This window comes from Variovorax dokdonensis (genome assembly GCF_030316895.1).
In the GTDB taxonomy this organism is placed as follows: domain Bacteria; phylum Pseudomonadota; class Gammaproteobacteria; order Burkholderiales; family Burkholderiaceae_C; genus Variovorax; species Variovorax dokdonensis.
The window spans coordinates 186,741-208,022 of the sequence record NZ_JASZYV010000003.1 but is presented as its reverse complement, the minus strand read 5'-3'; the positions used below and the strand labels follow the sequence as shown (position 1 = coordinate 208,022).

The 21,282-nt window shown below is 66.7% G+C and carries 19 protein-coding genes; 7 read left to right on the top strand and 12 right to left on the bottom strand.

What is annotated here, in order from left to right:
• Window positions 1–112 precede the first annotated feature (112 nt).
• The 6 genes from QTH91_RS14730 to QTH91_RS14705 form a co-directional block, all read right to left on the bottom strand.
• Window positions 113–1,144: a LacI family DNA-binding transcriptional regulator gene (locus tag QTH91_RS14730; protein ID WP_286660856.1), complete on the bottom strand. Its 1,032-nt coding sequence runs from the start codon at window positions 1,142–1,144 to the stop codon at window positions 113–115.
• Window positions 1,145–1,220: 76 nt separating this feature from the next.
• Window positions 1,221–2,468, bottom strand: a complete 1,248-nt coding sequence (locus tag QTH91_RS14725; RefSeq protein WP_286660855.1) for an alpha/beta fold hydrolase — start codon at window positions 2,466–2,468, stop codon at window positions 1,221–1,223.
• Between the two features lie 220 nt (window positions 2,469–2,688).
• Complete coding sequence (locus QTH91_RS14720; protein ID WP_286660854.1) at window positions 2,689–3,522, bottom strand: shikimate dehydrogenase family protein; 834 nt, start codon at window positions 3,520–3,522, stop codon at window positions 2,689–2,691.
• Window positions 3,519–4,484 (bottom strand): sugar phosphate isomerase/epimerase family protein, encoded by a 966-nt coding sequence (locus QTH91_RS14715; protein WP_286660853.1) that lies wholly within the window; start codon window positions 4,482–4,484, stop codon window positions 3,519–3,521. The genes QTH91_RS14720 and QTH91_RS14715 overlap by 4 nt, the downstream gene beginning before the upstream one ends.
• A 33-nt stretch (window positions 4,485–4,517) precedes the next feature.
• Window positions 4,518–5,930: an MFS transporter gene (locus tag QTH91_RS14710; RefSeq protein WP_286660852.1), complete on the bottom strand. Its 1,413-nt coding sequence runs from the start codon at window positions 5,928–5,930 to the stop codon at window positions 4,518–4,520.
• A gap of 97 nt (window positions 5,931–6,027) precedes the next feature.
• Complete coding sequence (locus QTH91_RS14705; RefSeq protein WP_286660851.1) at window positions 6,028–6,945, bottom strand: shikimate dehydrogenase family protein; 918 nt, start codon at window positions 6,943–6,945, stop codon at window positions 6,028–6,030.
• A 193-nt stretch (window positions 6,946–7,138) separates the two neighbouring features.
• On the opposite strand from QTH91_RS14705, the gene QTH91_RS14700 reads away from it, so the two are divergent.
• Window positions 7,139–7,924: an IclR family transcriptional regulator domain-containing protein gene (locus tag QTH91_RS14700; protein ID WP_390367463.1), complete on the top strand. Its 786-nt coding sequence runs from the start codon at window positions 7,139–7,141 to the stop codon at window positions 7,922–7,924.
• 10 nt (window positions 7,925–7,934) lie between these two features.
• On the opposite strand, the gene QTH91_RS14695 is transcribed toward QTH91_RS14700, so the two are convergent.
• From QTH91_RS14695 to QTH91_RS14685, 3 genes are read right to left on the bottom strand one after another with little or no spacing between them, the layout of a single operon-like run.
• Complete coding sequence (locus QTH91_RS14695; protein WP_286660849.1) at window positions 7,935–9,137, bottom strand: acetate/propionate family kinase; 1,203 nt, start codon at window positions 9,135–9,137, stop codon at window positions 7,935–7,937.
• A gap of 11 nt (window positions 9,138–9,148) precedes the next feature.
• Window positions 9,149–9,931 (bottom strand): enoyl-ACP reductase FabI, encoded by a 783-nt coding sequence (fabI, locus tag QTH91_RS14690; protein WP_286660848.1) that lies wholly within the window; start codon window positions 9,929–9,931, stop codon window positions 9,149–9,151.
• Window positions 9,928–12,399: a DUF3141 domain-containing protein gene (locus QTH91_RS14685; RefSeq protein WP_286660847.1), complete on the bottom strand. Its 2,472-nt coding sequence runs from the start codon at window positions 12,397–12,399 to the stop codon at window positions 9,928–9,930. The genes fabI and QTH91_RS14685 overlap by 4 nt, the downstream gene beginning before the upstream one ends.
• A gap of 157 nt (window positions 12,400–12,556) precedes the next feature.
• On the opposite strand from QTH91_RS14685, the gene QTH91_RS14680 reads away from it, so the two are divergent.
• From QTH91_RS14680 to QTH91_RS14670, 3 genes are all read left to right on the top strand, one after another.
• Complete coding sequence (locus tag QTH91_RS14680) at window positions 12,557–13,513, top strand: phosphate acetyltransferase (RefSeq protein WP_286660846.1); 957 nt, start codon at window positions 12,557–12,559, stop codon at window positions 13,511–13,513.
• A gap of 13 nt (window positions 13,514–13,526) precedes the next feature.
• Window positions 13,527–13,928, top strand: a complete 402-nt coding sequence (locus QTH91_RS14675; RefSeq protein ID WP_286660845.1) for a PPC domain-containing DNA-binding protein — start codon at window positions 13,527–13,529, stop codon at window positions 13,926–13,928.
• Window positions 13,929–14,076: 148 nt separating this feature from the next.
• Window positions 14,077–14,484: a hypothetical protein gene (locus tag QTH91_RS14670; RefSeq protein ID WP_286660844.1), complete on the top strand. Its 408-nt coding sequence runs from the start codon at window positions 14,077–14,079 to the stop codon at window positions 14,482–14,484.
• Between the two features lie 21 nt (window positions 14,485–14,505).
• On the opposite strand, the gene QTH91_RS14665 is transcribed toward QTH91_RS14670, so the two are convergent.
• The 3 genes from QTH91_RS14665 to QTH91_RS14655 form a co-directional block, all read right to left on the bottom strand.
• Complete coding sequence (locus QTH91_RS14665) at window positions 14,506–15,168, bottom strand: dioxygenase family protein (protein WP_286660843.1); 663 nt, start codon at window positions 15,166–15,168, stop codon at window positions 14,506–14,508.
• Between the two features lie 56 nt (window positions 15,169–15,224).
• Window positions 15,225–15,728: a Tim17/Tim22/Tim23/Pmp24 domain-containing protein gene (locus QTH91_RS14660; protein ID WP_286661581.1), complete on the bottom strand. Its 504-nt coding sequence runs from the start codon at window positions 15,726–15,728 to the stop codon at window positions 15,225–15,227.
• Between the two features lie 83 nt (window positions 15,729–15,811).
• The gene (locus QTH91_RS14655; protein ID WP_286660842.1) at window positions 15,812–16,165 is read right to left on the bottom strand and encodes a hypothetical protein; all 354 of its coding nucleotides are present in this window, start codon (window positions 16,163–16,165) and stop codon (window positions 15,812–15,814) included.
• A 313-nt stretch (window positions 16,166–16,478) separates the two neighbouring features.
• Between QTH91_RS14655 and QTH91_RS14650 the strand changes: the two genes are divergently transcribed.
• From QTH91_RS14650 to QTH91_RS14640, 3 genes are read left to right on the top strand one after another with little or no spacing between them, the layout of a single operon-like run.
• The gene (locus QTH91_RS14650) at window positions 16,479–19,298 is read left to right on the top strand and encodes a xanthine dehydrogenase family protein molybdopterin-binding subunit (protein WP_286660841.1); all 2,820 of its coding nucleotides are present in this window, start codon (window positions 16,479–16,481) and stop codon (window positions 19,296–19,298) included.
• Window positions 19,295–19,849 carry a (2Fe-2S)-binding protein gene (locus QTH91_RS14645; protein WP_286660840.1) on the top strand — a complete coding sequence of 185 codons (555 nt, stop codon included), beginning with the start codon at window positions 19,295–19,297 and terminating at the stop codon, window positions 19,847–19,849. The genes QTH91_RS14650 and QTH91_RS14645 overlap by 4 nt, the downstream gene beginning before the upstream one ends.
• 39 nt (window positions 19,850–19,888) lie before the next feature.
• The gene (locus QTH91_RS14640) at window positions 19,889–21,166 is read left to right on the top strand and encodes a c-type cytochrome (RefSeq protein ID WP_286661580.1); all 1,278 of its coding nucleotides are present in this window, start codon (window positions 19,889–19,891) and stop codon (window positions 21,164–21,166) included.
• Window positions 21,167–21,282 lie beyond the last annotated feature (116 nt).

The following is a 21,282-nucleotide window of genomic DNA, read 5'->3' as shown; positions in this document are numbered from 1 at the left end:
GACACAGTGCTCGGGCCATTTGGTAGCGCTACCACTGCTCACGGTGATGGTAGCGCTACCTCGGCATTTCAGGATCCGGGTTTACCCGCGCGGGGCCTTCGGTGCGCTCTCTTCAGGCGGTCTGGCGTTCGATGATGGAAAAGCCGATGTCGACCACGCGCGGCCCCTCGGCTCGGTGCTCCACCCGATCGAGGATGAATCGCGCCGCCTGTCGCCCGATCTCCGCGCCCTTGATGTGGACGGAGGTGAGCGCGGGATGCACGTCGGCGGCGAACTCCAGGTCGCCGAAGCCGACGATGGCCAGTTGGCGAGGCACGTCGATGCCGCGCGCCTGGGCCTCGGTCAAGACGCCCAGGGCGAGCAGGTCGGAGCTGCAGAACACGGCGTCGATCGGCTCGGGCCGCTGCAGCAGCCGGGCCAGCGCCTCGCGGCCGCTGCGCAGGGTGGTGGGCGCAGTCACCACTTCGGCCTGCACGGGTGCAAGTCCCAGGGCGAGTGACTCGGCCTCGTAGGCGCGCAGGCGGCGCTCGGCACGCTCGTCATCGCCCAGCACGATGCCCAGCCGACGATGGCCCTTCGCGCAAAAGAAGGCGGCGACCTGCCGTCCCACATCCGCATGCGAGAAGCCGACCAGCATGTCGATCGGCGTGGGCGTCAGGTCCCAGGTTTCGACCACCGGAATCCCGCAGGCCATGAGCCGCTTGCGGGCGGACGGGGAGTGCATCACGCCCGTCAGCACGATCCCGTCGGGCCGCCTTCCGATGATGGCGTCGAGCAGGGCATCCTCGCGGTTTTGCGCATAGCCGGATTGGCCCAGCATCAGCTGGTAGCCGTCATCGGCCAGCGCTTCGGTCAACGCCTGGATGGTCTGCAGGAACACCGGCCCTGCGATGGTCGGCACCACCGCGGCGACGAGGCGGCTGCGCGCCGAGGCCAGGCTCCCCGCCATGCGATTGGGCACATAGCCGGTGCGAGCGACGGCGTCCTGGACCCGCTTGAGCACCTCGGGCGAGACCTGCGCCGGCGTGTTGACCGCCCGCGATGCGGTGATGGGGGCCACCCCGGCCAATCGGGCCACGTCATGCAACGTGACGGCGCCGCTGCCGCGGCGGGCCCGCCTGGGGGGTTGGGTGGCTTCGGTCATGGGCGGCATTGTAGGCAGCGAGGTTGGGCAAGATAGCGCTACCGCATGCCTTGCTTACCCTGCATCGCTGCCCACTTCAAGCCTGCACGAGCGCCGCCGGTCGACGTGCGTGCGGTGGCGCTTCGTCAGTCGGCGTGTCGCCACCGATCAAGGCGTTCTCGCGGACGGGATCGTCCGGGAACCAGCGCGCTTCGACCAGGCGGTTGCGGCGGACGGTGAAGGCGATCGCGCCGCGCGACTCGTGCCCTCCGAGCCTCAAGGTCGCGCGCACGATGGCCACGCCGGCATTGAAGACCGGTGATCCGAAGCCCTCGAAGTTCGCGCGCCCTGCCAAGGTGGATTCCAGCCGGGACAGTCCCTTGCTGCCCCGGAAGACGCCGCTCCAGCGATTGCGACCGGGCTGGTACCAGGCGAAGTCCGCAGTCCCGAGTTGGTGGAGCGCCGCAAACGCGCCTTGCTGCAGCAGGGCGCAGGCGCGTTCGAGCATGTCCAGCGTCCTGGCCGATGCGCTGCATGTGGCGCCCTCGCGCACCACTGCGGCCGTGCAAGGACTGGCGCCCAGGAAGTCGACAACGTGTCTGGCAACGATCTCCTTGTCGTTGTCCACGCAGATCAGGTGATAGCTGTCTTCGAGCACCACCATCTGCGCCTGGCCGGTTCGGCGGCCTGCGCCGATGCGTTCGAAGAGGAACGTGGCGGAGCGCAGGCTGGTCAGCTCGTCCTCCCTGGCGTGGATCACGAGGGCCGGGCATTCGATGCTGTCGAGCCCCTTCATGACGAGACGGCGCAGGCGGTCGAATTCCCGCACGCAGGCCAACGGCACCCAGCTGTAGGCGAACGAATCGCCCTTTGCAAACTTGGCGCGTACCACCGCACGCAGGCGCTCGTTCTTGATGCCGTAGGGCTCTTCCTCGTTCACGCGCCAGCGGTCGGTGAGCCGTGGCATGCGGTACATCAGATAACGCAGTCCCCGGTACCAAGGAACGGACCAGCCATCGACGAACACGGGTGCTGCCAACGCGATCAAGCGCCCCTTGGTGTGGCGCTGGCGCTTGCAGGCTTCCACCGCCAGCAGCGCGCCCATGCACATGCCCACCACATGCAACTCTTCATGCTGCGCCGACAGCTCGTCGTACTTCGCGCAGACCGCTTCGAGCCAATCTTCGGCATGCACGCCGATCAAGTCCTCGGGCTTGGTGCCGTGGCCCGGAAGGACGATCGAGTGAGTGATGAAGCCTGCGCTGGTGAGTTGCTTGTGCAGCGTTCCCAGGTCGTATTGCGTGCCACCGAGCCCATGAATCAGAAAGACGCCGGCCTCAGCCATGCGCTCGCTCGATCCGCATACGCCCATCGACCCCCGACCGCTGTTCGACCCCCTTGAACAGCCACAAAACAGAGTTGCAAGATATGCAACCGCACGCGCACACTTGCGCGAGTTCGCAATGAACTTTGACCACTGATTCCCCCTGATCCGCCGCTTGATACGGCTGTGATGGGGGATTCTGCTTGAACTGCTGCGCGCCAAAAAAAAGCGCGCGCGTGGGTCAGTAAGCCAGTCGTGCGACCGCCCGCAACGCATCCGCGGTGGTCGTTCCGAAGCCGAAGAATTCGAGGTACGCCGGGATCTGTTCGAACAGCATGTCGGTGCCCACCTGGACCTGGCAACCGCGTTCGCGAGCGGCCTTAAGCAAGGGCGTGTACTCGACCTTCATGACGACTTCGCCGACGAAAGTGCCGGGGTCGATGCGGTCGATGTCGAAGGGCAGCGGATCGCTGTCGCGCATGCCCAGCGGCGTGGCATTGACCACCATGTCCCAGCCGGCGGGGTCCTTCGATCCGGTGCGCACCACGAGCGCCGGGTAGTGCTGGCGCAAGCGTTCGGCCAGGCCTTCAGCGGCGCCGGCATGCGTGTCGAACAGCATCAGTTCGGCCGCACCGGCGGCAGCGATGGAGGCGGCAATGGCCGAACCCACGCCACCAGCACCCGAGACGAGCACGCGTGCGCCGCGCATGGTGCGCCCCTTGCGCTCGACGCCGCGCACGAAGCCGGCGCCGTCGAACAGGTCGCCGAGCAAGCTGCCGTCGGGGCGCTTGAGGATGGCATTGCAGGCGCCGGCGATGCGGGCGGTGGGCGTCACCTCGTCCACCAGCCGCATCGTCGAAACCTTGTGCGGCATGGTCACGAGCGCGCCGCGCAGGTTGCTCATCCGAAACAGCAGGGGCAAGGTGGCGGCGTAGTCCTCGGGCTTGATGCCCATCGGAACGACGACCGCATCGATGCCTTGCTGCTCGAACCAGGGGTTGTAGATCATGGGCGCCTTGAAGGTCTCGGTGGGATAGCCGAGGTGCCCGATGAGTGTGGTCTTGCCGGAGATCATGTCGAAGATGCCTGGAATGCCATGGGTGCGTGCGGCTGGCAGTTGCGCCGGCCGCGAGACATGCGGGTGCGGGGCCGTTCATTGGCGCCGACCGCAGCCTTGCCCGAGTCGTCGGCGCCCGGCACGCCGCCGAGCCAGTGCACAGCGTCCATGGCACGCCGCGCGACGACGGCCGGGTCCGAATTGATGTAGTCGTCGTTGAACACCTCGAAGGTGTAGCTGCCGCGGTAGCCGCGCTGCTCGAGCAGGCGCACCAGCGGGCGCACGTCATGCAGGCCTTCGCCGGGGAACAGGCGCTGGTGCCTGGCCAGCTCGATCATGTCGGTCTGCGTGCTGCCGTGTGCATAAAAGTAGTCGGCCAGCTGCACCAGGAAGATCTTGTCGACCGGCACCTGGGCGATCTGGGCGAGCACGTCGGGCGTGTCGTCGCCGTGCACGGCCATGTGGAAGCTGTCGAGGTTCAGGCCCACGTTCGGATGGGCGCAGCGCTGCACGATGTCCCAGGCCTGGTGCCAACGGTTGACGTGGCGCCCCCAAGAAAGCGCCTCGTAGCAGATGCGGATGCCCATCGGGGCTGCGACGTCGGCCAGCTCGCGCAGGTCGCGTGCCGCGCGATCCGGATCGTCGATGGCCAGCGGATGCGTCGTCGAGCACACCAGCAGCAGATCGGCGCCCACCAGCTTCATCTGACGCAGTTGCTCGCGCGCCATCTCGAGGCGGTGCGGCCGCATGGCGTCGGGTGCGCATTCGAAGTCCCGCAACGGCTGGAAGTCGCTGACCGCCAGCGAGCTCTCCCGCACGATGCGCGCCGCGGCGTCGACACCCTCGGGATGCCCAATCAGGTCGCGCGCCCACAACTCAACGGCCGAGAAGCCGGCCGCCTTCATGCAGGCGAGCTTGTGCTTGAGGGCACCGCCCATGGTGACGGTGTTGAAGGCAAAGCGTGCAAGGTCGATGGACATGGAAGGCTCCCGGCAGTCGTTGAAAGCGTGGCTTCAGGCGTGAACGTGTTCGAGCGGGGCAGCCATGGAGTCGGCGCGGCGGCGCTCGTACTCCTGCTTGTCCAGCGGCACGGCGTCAGGCTGGCCCAGGTCGTTCATCTGGATGCGATAGGTCTCGCGTGCGCTCAGCGCGGCCACGGCGGCGATCACGCAGATGCCGAATGCGATGGCGCCCACGGTGAACCAGATGTTGGCCGAGCCCGGAGGCGCGACGATGGTGAACAGCGCCGGCAGCATGGCCGTGATGGCGGTGCCGATGTTCTGCGAGATGGCCATGGCCGACACGCGGGTGCGGGTGGGGAATAGCTCGGGATAGAAGCTGGGGAACACCGCGTTGTAGCCCTGGTAGACCACGCCCCACATCAGCAGCGACATGCAGATGGCCAGGGGCACGTTGCGAATGCTGATGGCATACAGGTAGGCGAAGGCCAGCAACCCCGACAGCAGGGCGCCGACGACGATGGGCGGCTTGCGGCCGATGCGGTCGGACAGGTTGCCCACAAACGGAATCACCAGCACAGCCAGGATGTTGCCGAGCACCGGGATCCACAGATAGACGTCCTTGGCGAACCCGATGCCATAGGCAGGCTGAACCGCGTAGGCAGCCCCGAAGATCGTGGCAACCACCGGGATGACGTTCATCAGCGCCATGCACACCACGCGCAGCATGTCGGGCATGTTGTACTTGAACGCGTCGACCACTGGGGAGCGCGAGCGCTTGGCCTGCTGGGCCTTGTCAGTGAAGGCGGGGGTCTCTTGCACTTCGCGGCGGATGATCCAGCCTGCCACGATGACGATGAAGCTCAGCAGGAAGGGAATGCGCCAGCCCCAGCTGTTGAACTGCTCGGCGGGCATGTAGTGCGCCAGCGGCAGGAAGACGGCTGCCGCCAGGATCTGTCCGGCCTGCACGCCTTGCAGCGTGAAGCTGGCAAAGAAGCCACGTCGCCCGAAGGGTGCATGCTCCAGGATCATCGAGCTCGCGCCGGAGATCTCGCCGGCCACCGCAAAGCCCTGGATCAGGCGCATCAGCACCAGCAGCGCCGGCGCGAGCAAGCCCACCTGGTCGTAAGTGGGCAGCAGGCCCACCGCGATGGTCGAAAAGCCCATCAGGAACATGCACCACAGCAGCACCTGCTTGCGTCCGTGCGTGTCGCCCAGGTGCCCCAGCACGAAGGCGCCGATGGGCCGTGCCACGTAACCCACGCCGTAGGTCGCGAGCGAGGCGATGATGCCGATGGCCGGATCGCCCTTGGGGAAGAAGACTTGCGGAAACACCAGCGCGGCGGCGGTGGCGTAGATGAAGAAGTCGTAGTACTCGAGGGCGGAACCGATCCAGCCGCTGGCGGCGGCCTTTTTCGACTGGTGGGTTCCGTGCGGTTCGTGGTCCATAGGGGCGTGCGCGTTCATGGGGGTGTCTCCCTGATTTGGCTGAACGAGAAAAACGAGTCTTTGAGTCGGAGGCGGGGGACGTCTGCTCGAAGGAGACAGGCGTCGGCCGCCCTGGTCAGCGCGGTCCCGGGTCCGGGTAGCGCAGCGGTTTGGCGATCTCGCCGGCAAGCGCCGGGGGATACACCAGTTCACGCAGGAAATCGGCATCCCGGCGGACCAGGGCCGCTGCCTGCGGCAGCGAGAAGTAGTCGAAATAGCAGGCCATCTGCTGGATCAGCATTTCGAAGCCCGCCTGAGCATGCAGGCCGCGCTCGCGTGCGGCGCGCACCAGCGGCGTCGGCTGGTTGCGCAAAAGGATGTCGAACACCGCCGCATGCGCGGGCATGCGAGAGACATCGACGGGCAACGCCTCGCCATCGCGCAGGCCGAGCATGGTGGCGTTGACGACGAGGTCGAAGTCTTGCGGGTCTGCGTCGGGCACCGATTCGACGCGCGCGTCGAAGGCGCTGTCGATGCGCGCGGCCACGCCGGCGGAGCGTCCGGGATGCGGATCGTGAAAGGCGATGTAGGCGGCGCTGTCGCTGCCGCCGCCCTCGGCCAGCGATACGCCGATGGCTGCGCCGCTCACGCCGGCGCCCAGGATCAGCACGCGCTTGCCCCGAAATGGAATGCCGAAGTAGTCGAGCGCGCCGACGATGCCTTCGCCGTCGAACAGGTCGCCTTCGAGCTCGCCCGTATGCGTGCGGCGGACCACGTTGACCGAGCCGGCGATGCGGGCGAACAACCCGCAGCCGTCGAGCAGATCGACCGCCAGCGGCTTGTGCGGCGGCGCGATCACCATGCCCTTGACGTTGTGCGCCAGGAAGCTGGCTTTGAGCCAGACGGCGAAGTCGCGGGCGCGCACCTGGGCCGGCACCATCCGGGCGGCGATGTTGCAGCGATCGAACACCGCATTGAACATGCGCGGCAGGCGCACGTTGGTCACCGGGTCGCCGGGGATCAGGTACAGGTCGGTCTTGCCGTGAATGTCCATGGAGTGTCTCGAATGGCGTTCGTCGTTTGCGGTGGACTTTAGGCGGTGCGGCGCCGCAGCGCTGCATGCCGCCTTCAGAGCGTGTTCGATCATCGAACTTGAATGATCGATAATCGATCATACCGAGGGTTTGCACCTAACGCACGCACCGATGCCGAACACTTCAGCACCCGAAAACGACGCTACTGGCGCGCTGGCTGCCCAAGCCACCGACGCCGAATTTGCCCTCGACCGGCGCGACTGGATTGCCGGTCTGCAGCGCGGCCTGCAGGTGATCGAGGCCTTCGACGATGCTCATCCGCGCATGACCGCAGCGGAGGCCGGCGCCCGCGTCGGCATGACGCGCACCGCCACCCGCCGCCACCTGCTCACGCTGCAGCACATGGGCTACGTGGCCAGCGATGGCAAGCTGTTCTGGCTCACGCCGCGCGTGCTGCGCCTGGGCCAGTCCTACCTCGAATCGGCGCGGCTGCCGCGCATCGTCCAGCCGTTTTTGCAGCGGGTGGCGGCCGGGACGCACGAGACCGCCTACCTGAGCGTGCTCGATGGCGACGAGGTCGTCTACATCGCCCGAAATGGCCCCAACCGCAGCGTCAACACCGGCTACGTTCTGGGCGCGCGCGTGCCGGCGCAAGTGACCGCCGCGGGCATGCTGATGCTTGCCCTGCGGCCTGAAGCCCAGGTGCAGCACTGGCTGGCCACGCGAGAGCTGATGGTGTTCACATCGCACACCATCGACAGCAAGGAGCGGCTCAAGCTCGAACTGGCAAGCATCCGCGCGCAGGGCTGGGCCTTGTCCGAACAGCAACTCGACCTCAACTCGCGCGGCATTGCGGTGCCGCTGCGCGACCGCCACGGCGATCTGGTGGGCGCGCTCAACATCACCATGCCGATGGGCCAGGAGTCGAGCAAGGACGCGGTGGCTCGCGTGCTGCCGGTGCTGCGCGAAACGGCGCAGGCCATGCGCAACCTGATCTGAGCGCTCTTGCTCAGGCGTCCAGCGCCCGCAGCGTGTGCCGGGCGATCATCAGCTCCTCGTCGGTCGGGATCACGTAGACGGCACAGCGCGAAGCTGGCGTCGTGATGCAGGTGGCGTTGGCGGCATTGGCCTCGGCATCCAGTTCGGCGCCGAACCAGGCCATTTGCGCCACCACCCGCTGGCGCACCGGCGCGGCGTGCTCGCCGATGCCGCCGGTGAAGACCAGCCCGTCCAGCCCACCCATCGCAAAGGCCAGCGAACCGAGTTCGCGCACGATGCGATAGACGAAGTGCTCGACCGCCAGTTTCGCGCGCGGTTCGTCGCTGGCGAGCAAGGTGCGCATATCGCTCGACACGCCGGAGATGCCCAGCAGGCCGGATTGCCGATAGAGCATGCGCTCCACATCGGCCGCGCTCATGCCGCGCTGCTGGATCAGGTGCAGCACCACGCCCGGATCGATGGCGCCGCAGCGCGTGCCCATCGTCAGCCCATCGAGCGCGGAAAAGCCCATCGTGCTGGCAATGCTGCGCCCGTCAAGCAGGCCGCAGGCGCTGGCACCGTTGCCCAGGTGCATGACGGCTGCGCGGCCGCTGGCCAACGCGGGCGCCACATCGGGCAGCCGCGAGGCGATGTACTCGTACGAAAGGCCATGAAAGCCGTAACGCCGCAAACCCTCGTCGTAGTAGGTGTAGGGCAGGGCGAACATCTGGGCCAGCGGCGCCATGCTGCGGTGGAACGCGGTGTCGAAGCAAGCCACCTGCGGCACGTCCGGCAGCAGGTCGAAGGCCAGACGGATGGGGGCCAGGTTGTCCGGCTGATGCAGCGGCGCGAGCGGAATCAGCCCGGTGAGTTTTTCGAGCACCTCGGGCGTGACCAGCTCCGGCGCGCTGAATTCCGTGCCGCCATGCACCACGCGATGGCCGATGGCACGCAGTTGCACGCCCGGAAGCAGGCCCCTCACGGCCTCGATGACGTGATGCAGTGCGGCGTCGTGGCCGATGCGCTGTCCGGCTTCCCACGCGTGTGTCGCCAGGACCTTGCCGGCCGGGTCCTTGGCTTCGAAGCGCGCTGCGCTGTCCAGGCCTTGCGCCAGCCCCCGCATGACCAGCGTCAGGCCGTCTGCGCTGCACTCGAACAGCGAGAACTTGAGGCTCGAAGAGCCGGCATTGACCACTGCGACCATGCCCGTGCTTGCCGACCGCGCGTCCGTCATGCGAAGGCTCCTCAGTTCATGATGTGATAGCCGCCGTCCACGTAGAAGGTGGAACCGGTCAGCAGTCTCGCATGGTCGGTGCACAGCATGGCGCTGGCATAGCCGACGTCCTCGATGCTGGCGAGCATGTGCGCCGGGGCGCGGCTGGTGGCATCGTCCAGCAGGCGGTCGAATTCGGCCAGGCCCGATGCGGCGCGCGTGCGGATCGGCCCCGGCGAAACGGCGTGCACGCGGATGCCCTTGGGCCCCAGTTCGTGGGCCAGATAGCGCACCGAAGCCTCGAGCGCCGCTTTCACCGGGCCCATGAGGTTGTAGTTCTCGACCACCTTGTGCGCCCCGTAGAAGCTCATGGTCAGCAGCGTGCCGCCTTCCGTCATCAAAGGTTCGGACAGCTGCGCCATGCGAATGAAGCTGTGGCAGGACACATCCATTGCGGTCGAGAAGCCCTCGGCGGAACTGTCGACCAGTCGGCCCTGCAGATCGGCCTTGGGCGCATAGGCGATCGAATGCAGCGCGGCGTGAAGCACGCCCCATTGCGAGCGGATCTGGTCGAACACGGCTTCGAGCGCGCCGGGGTTCATCACGTCCAGCGCAAGCAGCAGTTGCGCGTCGAGCGCCTGGGCCAGCGGCTCGACGTGCGGCCTGGCCTTGTCGTTGAGGTAGGTGATTGCCAGGTCCGCGCCCAAGGTGCGAAAGGCGAGGGCGCATCCGTAGGCGATGGAGTGCTCGTTGGCGATGCCCGTGATCAGCACCTTCTTGCCCGCCAGGGGCCGACCGGGCGCGGCGGTATTCATCGGTTGACCACCAGCCGAAGTTCGCGCTGGGTCTTGGCCGCTGGCTTGCGCTTGCGTGGCGCAGCCGCCTTTGCTTTTGGCTTGGCGGCTGACTTGGCGGTGGGCTTGGCGGTGCGCTTGGCGGTGGGTCTTGCGGCAGGCTTGGTCGGACGGCGCGGCGCCTTCTTGGCGGCGGGTGGCTTGGGTGCTGGCAGGGAAATGCCGGCCACTTCGGCGCCGGCTGCGTCGGTGTCCTCTTGCGCCGCGGTCTGTGCCAGCGAAAGGGCCATGGCCGCCACGCGTGCCGGGTCCACGTCGAGCTTGTCGCGCACGAAGCGCGACACAGGCGACTTGGGATCGGACAGGCGCGGCTCGGCCATCAGCACCGCCGCGGCCAGCGCCAGCGCATGTTCGCGTTCAGCGCGGTGCGGCAGCAGCTTGGGTAGCGATTCGAGCGATGCCTCTGGCGCAAAGGTGGTGATGAGCGCCTGCGCGTCCAGTGTTCTTTGCCAATCGACGTCGTGCGTCTGCGCATGCAGCAGGCCAAGGTGAGTCGCCATCTGCGCATGCAGGTCAGCCAGCCGCCGGGCCAGGCGAAGGCCGCGCCGTTCGACGGCGCCGCTGTTCACGATGCCCGCAAACACCAGCCTGCACACCGCCTCGGCAAAGCCGCCCTTGTCGACGTTTTCCAGGGCGAGCCTGCGCGCGCGTGCTTCGTCCTTGCCGGCGCGCTGCAGGGCCGCCATCTCGTCGGCCTGTTCGGGCGGCAGCACGGCGCCCAGCGCCATGGGTCCATAGGCTTTTTCCACCCACTCGACCGAGGCCTGGTCGCGCCATTGGCCCAGTGTGTCGAGCGCTTCGACGAAGCGGCTCGATGCCTGGTGCTCCCAGGCCAGCCAGGGGTTGTCGCCTGCCGCCGGCTTGCGCTCGTTCCGTGCGCGCTGTGCGCCCGCGCGCACCCAGGGCGCCATCGGGTTGAGGTCGGACAGGGCCAGGTGCTGCATTCGCAGGGGGTGCAGCCAGCGCATTGCGTCGCCCAGCGCCCGACTGCCGACGGATCGAACAAAGGGCTGCGCCCAGGTGCGATAGGCCTGCATGTTCAGCTCCGACCATTGGGCAATGGTGCTGAACAGCGTTTCGTCCTGGCGCTTTTCGGGGTTGAGCGCACGGATGTCATCGGTGGTGCGGGTCTCGAAGCGCACGCGCCAGCCGCCGGTTTCCAGATGCGCGAAGGCGTCGTCGGCATCGCCGGGCAGGATCTTCATCTCGTACAGGCCGGGCGGCAGCGCCTCGATCTGGTCGAGCGTGTTGAGCAACTGGTCATGCTCCTTGCGAGCCACCGCGCCACCCACGAAGATGCCCAGGTGGCCGATGGTGGGGTGCAGCATGTAGACGATGGTGCGGCCGGCGGCAATCAGCGCCTTCTCCGTGCCCCACACGTCGAGGATCCAGTCCAGAGCCTGCTGGGGCGGCGTGATGTTGTCGCCCCACGAGGCGAACACGACCACCGGCGAGGCGATGTTGCGCAGGTTGATCGGCACACCATCCATCGCCAACTCGCCACGCGCAAGCCGGTTGCCCACGAACAGGTTCTCGACGATGGCCTCGATCTCTTCGCCCGTCATGCGGAAATAGCCACCCCACCAGCGCTCGAACTCCAGGAAGCGCTCGCGCTCCGTGTCGACGTTGGCATAGAGGTTGTAGAGCTTGCCCCACAGCGTGTTGCCGAGGTTGAGGTTCTCGAAGTTGCTCACGAGCCAGGCGCCGTCGAAGCGATCGCCGGACAGGTCGGCCGTGAACGCCGAGAGCCATGAGCCCCCCAGCATGCCGCCGGCATAGCGCATCGGGTTCTGGCTGGGGCTGCCGGCCCAATAGGACAGCGGCGCGCCGTTGAGGACGATCGGGCCCATGGCTTCGCCCCGAACCGAGGCCAGTGCGGCCACTGCCCAGCCGGCCTGGCAGTTGCCGATGACCGCGGGCTTTTGCGGGCATTGGGGGTGACGGCGGGTCACCTCCTCGATGAAGGTTGCCTCGGCACGTGCGACGTCCACCAGCCGTTGCCCATCCACCGGCTCCGGCGCAAAGGAGACGAAGTACACCGCATGCCCGGCGCGCAGCGCCACGCCTACTTCCGAATCGGGCTTGAAGCCGCCGATGCCCGGCCCATGGCCGGCGCGCGGGTCGATGATGACGATGGGGCGCTTGGCCGGATCGATCACCGCGCCGGCCGGCGGCACGATGCGCAACAGGGCGTAGTTGCAAGGCTGGGGCAGATCGCGGCCGTCCATCAGCAGTTCGTGCTCGAAGGTCAGCAGGGGCGGCTTGCCGTTCAGGGCGTGGGCCAGGAAGATGTCGCCGCGCTCGCGCAGGACGTCGGCGGTCAGTACGCCCCGTTGCCACGCGTCCACGAGATAGTCGGGCAAGGCCTGCATCGCATGGACCGCATCGGCCAGTGAAACGAATGGCGTCTTCGCAGTCGTGTCGTTCATTGGATGCTCGCTTTTGAGTGTCGAACCAGAGACGTTTGGCGATATGCTGCGCCGCAGCAAGCACATTCTGCACAGTTTGTGTTCAAGTTCAAACCGCTGGCACGACCCCGGTGCCCGGGCCTCGAAACGAAATGTTTTTGACAGGAGCCTCTGCCTCATGAACGACTTTCACGACCGGGCCCCGCACCCGCACTACGACCGTCTGATCGAAACCGTGAGGCAGTTGCCGCCGCTGCGCGTGGCGGTGGTGCACCCCACCAACGACGTCGCGCTCGGCGCCGCGCTGGACGCGGCCAGGATGGGGCTGATCCATCCGGTGCTGGTCGGCCCGCGCGCGAAGATCGAAGCGGCGGCCAAGGAGAGCGGCTTGTCCATCGACGGCCTGACGCTCGTCGATGCGCCGCACAGCCATGCGGCAGCCGCTGCGGCCGTGGCCATGGCGGCGGGCGGCGAAGTCGACGCGATCATGAAAGGCAGCCTGCACACCGACGAGCTGATGGCCGCCGTGGTGCGGCGCGACGGCGGGCTGCGCACCTCGCGCCGGATCAGCCACTGCTTCGTGATGGACGTGCCCGGCCACGCCCAGCCGCTCATCATCTCGGACGCGGCCATCAACATCGCCCCCACGCTGGACGAGAAGGTCGACATCGTCCAGAACGCGATCGATCTGGCGCATGCGCTCAAGTTGCCGCAGGTGCGCGTGGCCATCCTGTCGTCGATGGAAGTCGTCAATTCGAAGGTGCCTTCCACGATCGACGCAGCGGCGCTGTGCAAGATGGCCGAACGCGGGCAGATCACCGGCGCGGTGCTCGACGGACCGCTGGCGATGGACAACGCCATCGACGCCACGGCAGCGCGCATCAAGGGCATCGTCTCGCCGGTGGCGGGGCTGGCCGACGTTCTCATCGTTCCGGACCTGGACGCGGGCAACATGCTGGCCAAGAGCCTGACCTTCCTCGCGGGCGCCTACGCCGCCGGGATCGTGCTCGGCGCCAAGGTGCCCATCATCCTGACCAGCCGGGCGGACTCGGAGTCCGCGCGCTTTGCTTCCTGTGCAGTGGCGTCCCTCCTGGCGCAGGCTGCGCGGGAAGGAAGCATCCGCGCGGTGGGTTGACGGGGTGTCTGAGATGGAGCCCCTGGCACTGCGCCTGTTGCCTGGAGACGACCTTCGGCGTGCCCTGGAAGCGGCCGTTGCCGGTCGTGGGCATGCTGCCGCGTTCGTCGTGGCCGGCATCGGCAGTCTGCGGCCCGCCTGCATCCGCATGGCAGGTGCACAGGAGATCCGTCGCATCGACGCCGACGTGGAACTGCTGACACTGTCCGGCAGCGTGGCCGCCAACGGTTCGCACCTGCATCTGAGCGTGTCGGACCTGCATGGCGGGGTGACGGGCGGCCATGCCGGCTATGGCTGCATCGTGCGCACCACTGCCGAGGTGCTGCTCGCCTTGCTGCCGGGGTGGCATTTCGCGCGGGAGGCCGACGCGGCCACCGGTTGGGCGGAACTGGTCGTCCGCGCGCCCGCTCCGTAGTTGAAGAGGCGCGGCGATGGCGGACCAATGCGAGGCCGCTGCCGATCAGGGCTGGTAGCTGCGGGGCGCACGGTAACGCTCTTGGCTGACGCGCATTGGAAGGGCTCTTCCTACATCCGGCAGGATCCGCTTGGCGCATCGTGGCGACATGACGCAGCCATTCAGCCTTGACGACAGCATGTTGTCCGCCATCGGCGGAGCCTTCTACCCGAGCGGCTACACCATGCTGATGTTTCCGGATGCTCGGACCGCCACGGACGCCGGCGATGCGCTCGCGGCCGCGCCCGAAGGCGGCTTCGAAGTGTTGTCGCTCCCGCCGCAGGCCATCCTTTCGCAGATCACGCCTACGGCGTCGGATGCGGACGAGCCCTTGCCATCGGTGGGCACCGACGCGGCGAACGTGCGGGCGTTCACCAAGCTCGCGCGCGAGGGCCACCACGGCTTGCTGGTTCGAACCCCGGATGCCGATGATGCGGAGCGCATGATGCTCGTGGTGCGCGAGTACCCGTATTCCATCGCACGCCGCTATCGCAAGCTGGTGATCGAAGACCTGTAAGCCTGGCCGCAGAAGCAACTGCTAGGTTGCGACGACCACCGGAAATCTGGCTTTCCAGCCTTCGGGCGAAGAATCGAACGACAGCGTGAGCGCGGCGCGGTCCTGCTCGGACATGTTGCGCCAGAGAAAGTCGCGCGCATTGCCGGATGCACCCTTCACATACAGCTGCGTGGTCAGCAACTCGCGTTCACCGCGCTTGACCTTCATATGGATGTGCGGCGTGCGGCCCGAATACGGCACGGGCCGGATCGTGTGAAAGCGCCATCGCCCATCGGCGTCGACTTGCGTGCGGCCAAAGCCCTGGAATGCGGGATCTGCTCGCCCGCCGTCGCCGGGGTGATGGTAGTGGCCCGATTCGTCGCACTGCCAGATCTCGACCGTCGCATCCCTGACCGGTTGTCCCGAGGCGTCCACCACCGTGCCTTCCACCCAGCCCGCATCGCCGCGCGTGTAGCGCAGCGTGCCGGTTCGCAACAGATCGCCGTCATGGTCGGCAGGGAGTTGTGGCGGATAGAAGGGCCCCTCGGTCTGAGATGGCGTCAGCCGCAGGCGCGCCCCGCCTTGTGCGTGCGCCGGTCGCGCCGCGCCCAGCCACAAGGCGGGAAAGGCGATCAGAGCAGCGGCGGCCAGGCGGCGGCGGTCTGTGGTCTCGCGGAAAGCGGGCAGTGGGCGTGGCGACGGCATGTCGCAGCATGACCCAGCCAGGCATCGCCGCGCAAGCGATGGCCCTGCGCGCTGCCTCACTTCAGCTTGTGGTCTTCCTTCTTGGCTTCGGCCATGGCCTCGGGTTCCAGTTCTTCGGCATAGCGATTGAGGCGAATGAACCAACCCCAACCGATGAGCAGAATGCCCACCGACGTGATCACGGCGGCGGCCTGCAAGAGCAGGTCGGGATCGCTGCGCGCCTTGAAGATCGACACCAGCGCTTCGACCGCCAGAGCCACCACGATCACGACCATGAAGCGCGAGAGAAAGCGCCTCACCCGGGTGGGGGCGCTGATGTGCGCGTCGCGCACCACTTCTTCCTCGGCAACGGTCTGCGAGATCTGCAGTGCCACCACGGCGGCGGCCAGGATGCCCAGCGCCTCGATCAGCGCCAGCGTGACGGAATGGACCGCCTGATCGCTCTGGATCGCCTGCCAGCCTTCTCGCGCGGCGAGCCAGATGAGCGTCAGCCCGGCCAGGGCGAAAAGAAACGCTGTCACCGCATGGGCCACGCCGTAGAGGCGCAAGACGTGCTTCAGCATGAAAGATCGGTCTTTGTCATGGCTGCGCATCCTGCCGCCGAAGAGGCCCGATGAGCGCGGGCCAACGGCCCGTCATCGTGTCAGCCGGGAGCTTGGCTGGGGTCCGGGTCGGCGTCGCCGGGCAGGACGCTCAGGTTGAACGCGGCGCGGGCAGCCTTGCGAAGGCTCATGACCCACAGGCGGGCGTGCCGCTGTTCGCGGCTCTCGAAGCGTTCGGTGAAGCGGCGGATGCCCGGGCTTTCGATGGCCACCATCGTCATCCAGTCGGTGCTGCGAAAGTCCTCGGAACCACTGGCGCGTTGCGACAGCGCCGGGCGCAGCGCGATCACCCATTCGGTGGGGATGTGCGGATCCTTGTCGAGCATGCGCAGGGCGATCTTGGCCGCCTTGGGGCTCAGTACTTGTACCTTCTGATAAACGAAGTCCAGATCCATGCAAGCTGCACGTTGCCAAATGTTACTTGCTAGCTTAACTGGTTACCTGGGCAAAGCAATATGAGTGTTTCGCCTTAAGCCATTTGGGGGGCATCGGCGGGCAGCTGCATGGGCCATCTGGCATCTTCGCCAGGACGCGTGCAAGATCGCCCGCTCGCGAACCCGGCCGCGCTTGTTCCCGCCATTTGGTTGGACAATTCGCCGCCGGCTCGAAAGGGTCGGCAGGGTTGGTCAAAACGCAGACGAACAGCTGGATCGACGGTGCGGGCGGTGCCGTGGCAAGGCTGGCAGTCGCAACAACAGGGGGAAGTCAATGAATACCAAACTCAGGGCCGGGCTTACGCGCCGCAGCTTGCTCAAGGCGGGCGTGCTCACCGGCATCAATGCGTGGATCGCGCCATTGCACAGTGCGGCCTACGCCGCATTGTTCGAAGACAAGCATCTGACGCCGATTGCCTGGAACGCCGCCGACGGCCAGGTGAAGTTCCGCATCGATGGCACCGCGAAGGTGACGGGCGAAAAAGTCTTCGCCTACGACATCCGCGCGCGCGACATGCCGCATTGGCCGCAGCAGCAGTCCCACGCCTTGCTGCTGAGGGCCACGTTTGCCGATCGGCCCTTTACCGGCATCGACCTGTCCATGCTGGGCGATGCACTCAAGCCGGACCGGGTGGTGACGGCCGACGACCTGGCGCGCGACGGCCTCTCGTTCCCTGCCTTCTACGGCGACGACATGCTGCTGCCGACGGGCAAGACGCCTGCCTACCTGGGGCACGCGGTGGCCTTGCTCATCTTTCATGATTTCGCCACCTTCCGCTATGCCAAGGACGCCCTTCGCGCAGCCAAGGATGTGGTCAAGGGCGGACCGGTCAGCGGTCCCTTGGAGCGCGACCCGTGGGCCGGCTTTCGCTACGTGCGTGTGGGCGGGGCGACGCCCTTCGATGACGACACCTTCTCCACGCTCAAGGACACGGTGCTGTTTCCTTCCTTCCGCAAGCGCGAAGTGGTGTGGCCGCAGGCGCTCAACGGCGGCAAGCTCGACGAGCAGGGCATGGCGCATGCGGCGGCCATCGCGCAAGAGCTTGAAAAGCCGGGCGACGACGTTCTCGTGCTGGCGCGTGACTATTTCTCGCAGTCCATCGACACCGCAGCGCTTGAACCCGACAACGCCAATGGCTGGTACGACGCGGACAAGCAGCAACTGCACATGGTGGTGCCTACCCAATCTCCGATGGAAGTGGTGGAGTCGGCGCGCGAGATGCTCGGCAGGTCCAAGATGGCCGTCAAGGACCTGTTCCTTCATCCTTGCTACACGGTGGGCTACGGCTCCAAGGACCACAGCAATTTTCCGTTCTACGGGTTGATGGCTGCGCTCTATGGCCAAGGCAAGCCGGTGCGCCTGGCCAATGACCGCTTCGAGCAGTTTCAAAGCTCGCTCAAGCGCCACAGCATCAAGATGCGCTATCAGATGGCGGTGGAGCGCAAGACGGGAAAGATTCGAGTCTTCAAGGGCGACTTCGTGCTCGACGGTGGCGGCCGCGCCAATTTCACGCCATCGGTGACGCTCGTGGCGGCCACCTCGGCGCAGGCCATCTACTACTTGCCCAAGAGCGATTTCTCGGCGGTCGGCATCGCGTCGCGCGCCATCGACGCCGGGTCGGCCCGTGGGTACGGCACCTTGCAGGCCATGGGCGCCACCGAGATGCTGATCGACGAGCTTGCCGAGAAGCTGCAGATCGACCCGATCGAATTCCGACTGCGCAACGTGCTCAAGTCGGGCATGAAGAACAGCCAGGGTGCGGTCCCCGCCGGAGCGATCCGCGCCGACGAGGTCATGCGCAAGTTGCAGGTCCATCCGATGTGGACAGGGCGCGCCGAGCGCAAGCGCCAGTTCGAGGCCACCCATCCAGGCAAGCGCTACGGCGTTGGGTTCGGCTGCGTGCAGAAGGACTTCGGGACGGGCGCGGAATCGTGCTTCGTCCGAATCGAGGTGACGCCCGAAGGCCGGGTGTCGATGTGGCACAGCGGCGCCGAGATGGGCACCGGCATGGGAACGTCGCAGGCCGTGGTGTGCGCGCGCTGGCTGGGCAAGCCCGCCGACGTGTTCGCCAGCTCGATCACCGAATGGCCAGAGCTGCAGATGGTCAGCAGCGGTGATCCCTACATCATGAGCCAGGCCGAGCAGGACAAGCTTGCGCAGAACCCGCGGTGGACGCCGTCCTATTGCTCGCCGTCGAGCGCCAGCAACTCGGCTTTCTACTTCTCGCACGGCTCGCGCGAGACGGCGCGGGTGATCTTCGAGCATGGCTTGTGGCCGGCGGCCGTCGCGATCTGGGGTGCGGGCATCGGCGGCGGACAGTCGGCGCCCTTGACGGTCCGAATCGAAGATGCGCGCTGGATCGAGGGCGGCCTGACCTGTGCGGGCATGGAGCCTCTGACTCTGGCCCGACTGGCCGCCAAGGCGCACGAGATGGGCCTGGTGACCGGCGCCGTCGGGCATACCTTCAATCGCTGGCAATGGGCCGAAGCGGACTTCAGCGTCGATGGCCAGAACCACCGGCGGCCGCTCGATGGCCTGGCCGTGCGCTTCGGCGGTGGCGCAAGCCAGGACGCGGGCACCGCGGGCTACCGGACGATCGAGCGAAAGCAACTGTTCTATCCGCCCGTCCAGCGCAACAACGCGGGCGTGACCTACTACAGCGCCGTCGCCACGCTGGCGGAAGTGTCGGTGGACCGCGCGACGGGTCGGGTCGAACTGCTGGGGCACCACACCGCGCTCGAATGCGGCAACCAGATCGTGCCGGCGTTGGTGTCGGGCCAACTGCAAGGTGGACTGGCCATGGGCATCGGCCACGCGCTGCATGAATACCTGCCCCTGTACGAAGACGGGCCAGGCAACGGCACCTGGAACTTCAACCGCTACCTGCTGCCGAGAGCAAAGGACGTTGCGGTCTGGAACCAGACCACCGAAGTGCTGCCCCCGCTGTCCGAGACCGACCCGCCGAAGGGCATGGCCGAGGTGGCCATGATTGCCGTCGTACCGGCCATCGTCAACGCGGTGGCGCACGCCACGGGCCATCGATTCACTGAACTGCCGATCACGGCAGAAAAAATAAAGGGAGTTCTGTCATGAGTACAAAACCGGTCACCAAGCCGCTGCAGATGAACATCAACGGAAAACAGGTCGGGCCGATGGACGTGCCCGACGGTCTGATGATGCTCGACTTCCTGCACGAATACGCCAGCCTCAGCGGCTCGCGCCTTGGCTGCGGCATCGGCGAATGCCGGGCCTGCGTGGTCATCGTCGACAAGGCCGACGGAGAGAGCGAGGAGATGCGCACCTGCATCACCGGCGCGCACCACTTTGCCGGCAAGAAGATCCGCACCGTCGAGGGTCACGCCAAGCGCAACGAGAAGGGCGAGATCGTGGCCCTGTCGCCCGTCCAGCAGAAGTTTCTGGAGCACTTCAGCTTCCAATGCGGCTACTGCACGCCGGGCTTCGTCAACGGCGCGACGGTGCTGGTTGAGCGGCTGGCGCGCAAGCCGGTGCCCAAGAGCAAGGTCGAGTCGGTCATCAGCGAGGCGCTCGACGTCCACCTGTGCCGCTGCACCGGGTACGTGCGCTATTTCGAGGCGGTGAAGGACGTTGTGCTTTCAACCCCCGGCCTGACGACGGAGGGCTGAGGCATGAACGCACATAGCTTCCACGCACGCTGGACCAAGGTGCGAGGCGAATCGGCCCTGCGTTGGTCGGGCGCCTTGGGTTTGCTCGCTCTGGCGGCCGCGCTCAGTGGCTGCAGCGGCGAAACGGCGGATGCCGCAAAGCCGGCGAATGGCGCGAAGCCGGCAGCCGCCGGCGCCGACCAGGTCGCCCGTGGCCTGTACCTGGCGCGGGCTGCAGATTGCGCCGCCTGCCACACGGCCGACGGCGGGGCGCCGATGGCGGGGGGCGTTCCCCTTCCATCGCCCTTCGGCATGCTCTACGGCACGAACATCACGCCCGACCCCGAGCACGGCATCGGCAAATGGAGCGCCGACGATTTCTACAAGGCACTGCACGACGGCTCGGCTCCCGGTGGCCGGCAGCTGTACCCGGCCATGCCGTACACCTCCTACCGCAGCATGCCGCGCGAAGACGCGGACGCCATCTACGCTTACCTCATGCAGTTGCCGCCAGTGAGCGTGGCCAACAAGGAACCGGACCTGAGCTTTCCGTACAACCTGCGCTTCGGCGTGTACTTCTGGAAGGTGCTGTTCCTGAAGGACGAGCTGCCGGACGCTTCGCAAGGGCAGTCGGTGCAGTGGCAACGTGGCCGATACCTTGCCAACGGACTGGGGCACTGCGCCGAGTGCCACACGCCGCGCGGCAAGCTTGGCCAACTGGATGCGGATCGGCCATTGCAAGGTGGGCTTCTCGGGCGCGTCGGTGCGCCCGACATCACGCCCAAGGGCCTGGCTGCTCGCGGCTGGACCGAAGCGGACATTGCCACCTTCATGGCGACCGGCATCGCGCCGCAAGGCACTGCGTTCGACGAGATGCACAAGGTCATCGACCTGAGCACCCAGTACCTGACCGAGTCCGACAACCAGGCCTTGGTGCGATACCTGACTGGTGACCGCGTGCTGCCGGCGCAGCCGCCCGCGCCCGACACGAGCGCGGACCGCAAGCTCGGACCCGGACGGCAGATGTACCTGAACGTGTGCGCGGGCTGTCACGGCCGCGAAGGCGAGGGCAGGGCGAGCGTGGCGGTCGCCATGTCGGGCAACTCGACCTTGCGCCAGACCGACGCTCGCAATCTGCTCGTTTCCATCCTGGATGGACTGCCGGCGCAGAAATTCCCGGGGTTGGAGCGCATGCAGGAGATGCCTGGCTTTGCTTCGGAATTGAGCGACGCGCAAGTGGCCGAACTTGCGAACTACCTGCGCGTTCGTTTCGGCGGACAGCCTGCGGACGTCAGCGCCTCGGCGGTTGCCGAACTTCGCGGGGGGAAGAAGCACTAGGGGGGCGCGGCGGATCTGGTGGCCTGCCCGGCAGGGATCGAACCTGCGACAACCTGCTTAGAAGGCCGTTTTGATTAAATAAAATCAACAACTTATAGACGTACCACAAATTATTA

Bases quoted from the DNA above. Each gene is read 5' to 3' on its own strand.
- QTH91_RS14730 (WP_286660856.1), bottom strand. From the start codon at position 1,144: ATGACCGAAGCCACCCAACCCCCCAGGCGGGCCCGCCGCGGCAGCGGC.
- QTH91_RS14725 (WP_286660855.1), bottom strand. From the start codon at position 2,468: ATGGCTGAGGCCGGCGTCTTTCTGATTCATGGGCTCGGTGGCACGCAA.
- QTH91_RS14720 (WP_286660854.1), bottom strand. From the start codon at position 3,522: ATGATCTCCGGCAAGACCACACTCATCGGGCACCTCGGCTATCCCACC.
- QTH91_RS14715 (WP_286660853.1), bottom strand. From the start codon at position 4,484: ATGTCCATCGACCTTGCACGCTTTGCCTTCAACACCGTCACCATGGGC.
- QTH91_RS14710 (WP_286660852.1), bottom strand. From the start codon at position 5,930: ATGAACGCGCACGCCCCTATGGACCACGAACCGCACGGAACCCACCAG.
- QTH91_RS14705 (WP_286660851.1), bottom strand. From the start codon at position 6,945: ATGGACATTCACGGCAAGACCGACCTGTACCTGATCCCCGGCGACCCG.
- QTH91_RS14695 (WP_286660849.1), bottom strand. From the start codon at position 9,137: ATGACGGACGCGCGGTCGGCAAGCACGGGCATGGTCGCAGTGGTCAAT.
- fabI (WP_286660848.1), bottom strand. From the start codon at position 9,931: ATGAATACCGCCGCGCCCGGTCGGCCCCTGGCGGGCAAGAAGGTGCTG.
- QTH91_RS14685 (WP_286660847.1), bottom strand. From the start codon at position 12,399: ATGAACGACACGACTGCGAAGACGCCATTCGTTTCACTGGCCGATGCG.
- QTH91_RS14680 (WP_286660846.1), top strand. From the start codon at position 12,557: ATGAACGACTTTCACGACCGGGCCCCGCACCCGCACTACGACCGTCTG.
- QTH91_RS14675 (WP_286660845.1), top strand. From the start codon at position 13,527: ATGGAGCCCCTGGCACTGCGCCTGTTGCCTGGAGACGACCTTCGGCGT.
- QTH91_RS14670 (WP_286660844.1), top strand. From the start codon at position 14,077: ATGACGCAGCCATTCAGCCTTGACGACAGCATGTTGTCCGCCATCGGC.
- QTH91_RS14665 (WP_286660843.1), bottom strand. From the start codon at position 15,168: ATGCCGTCGCCACGCCCACTGCCCGCTTTCCGCGAGACCACAGACCGC.
- QTH91_RS14655 (WP_286660842.1), bottom strand. From the start codon at position 16,165: ATGGATCTGGACTTCGTTTATCAGAAGGTACAAGTACTGAGCCCCAAG.
- QTH91_RS14650 (WP_286660841.1), top strand. From the start codon at position 16,479: ATGAATACCAAACTCAGGGCCGGGCTTACGCGCCGCAGCTTGCTCAAG.
- QTH91_RS14645 (WP_286660840.1), top strand. From the start codon at position 19,295: ATGAGTACAAAACCGGTCACCAAGCCGCTGCAGATGAACATCAACGGA.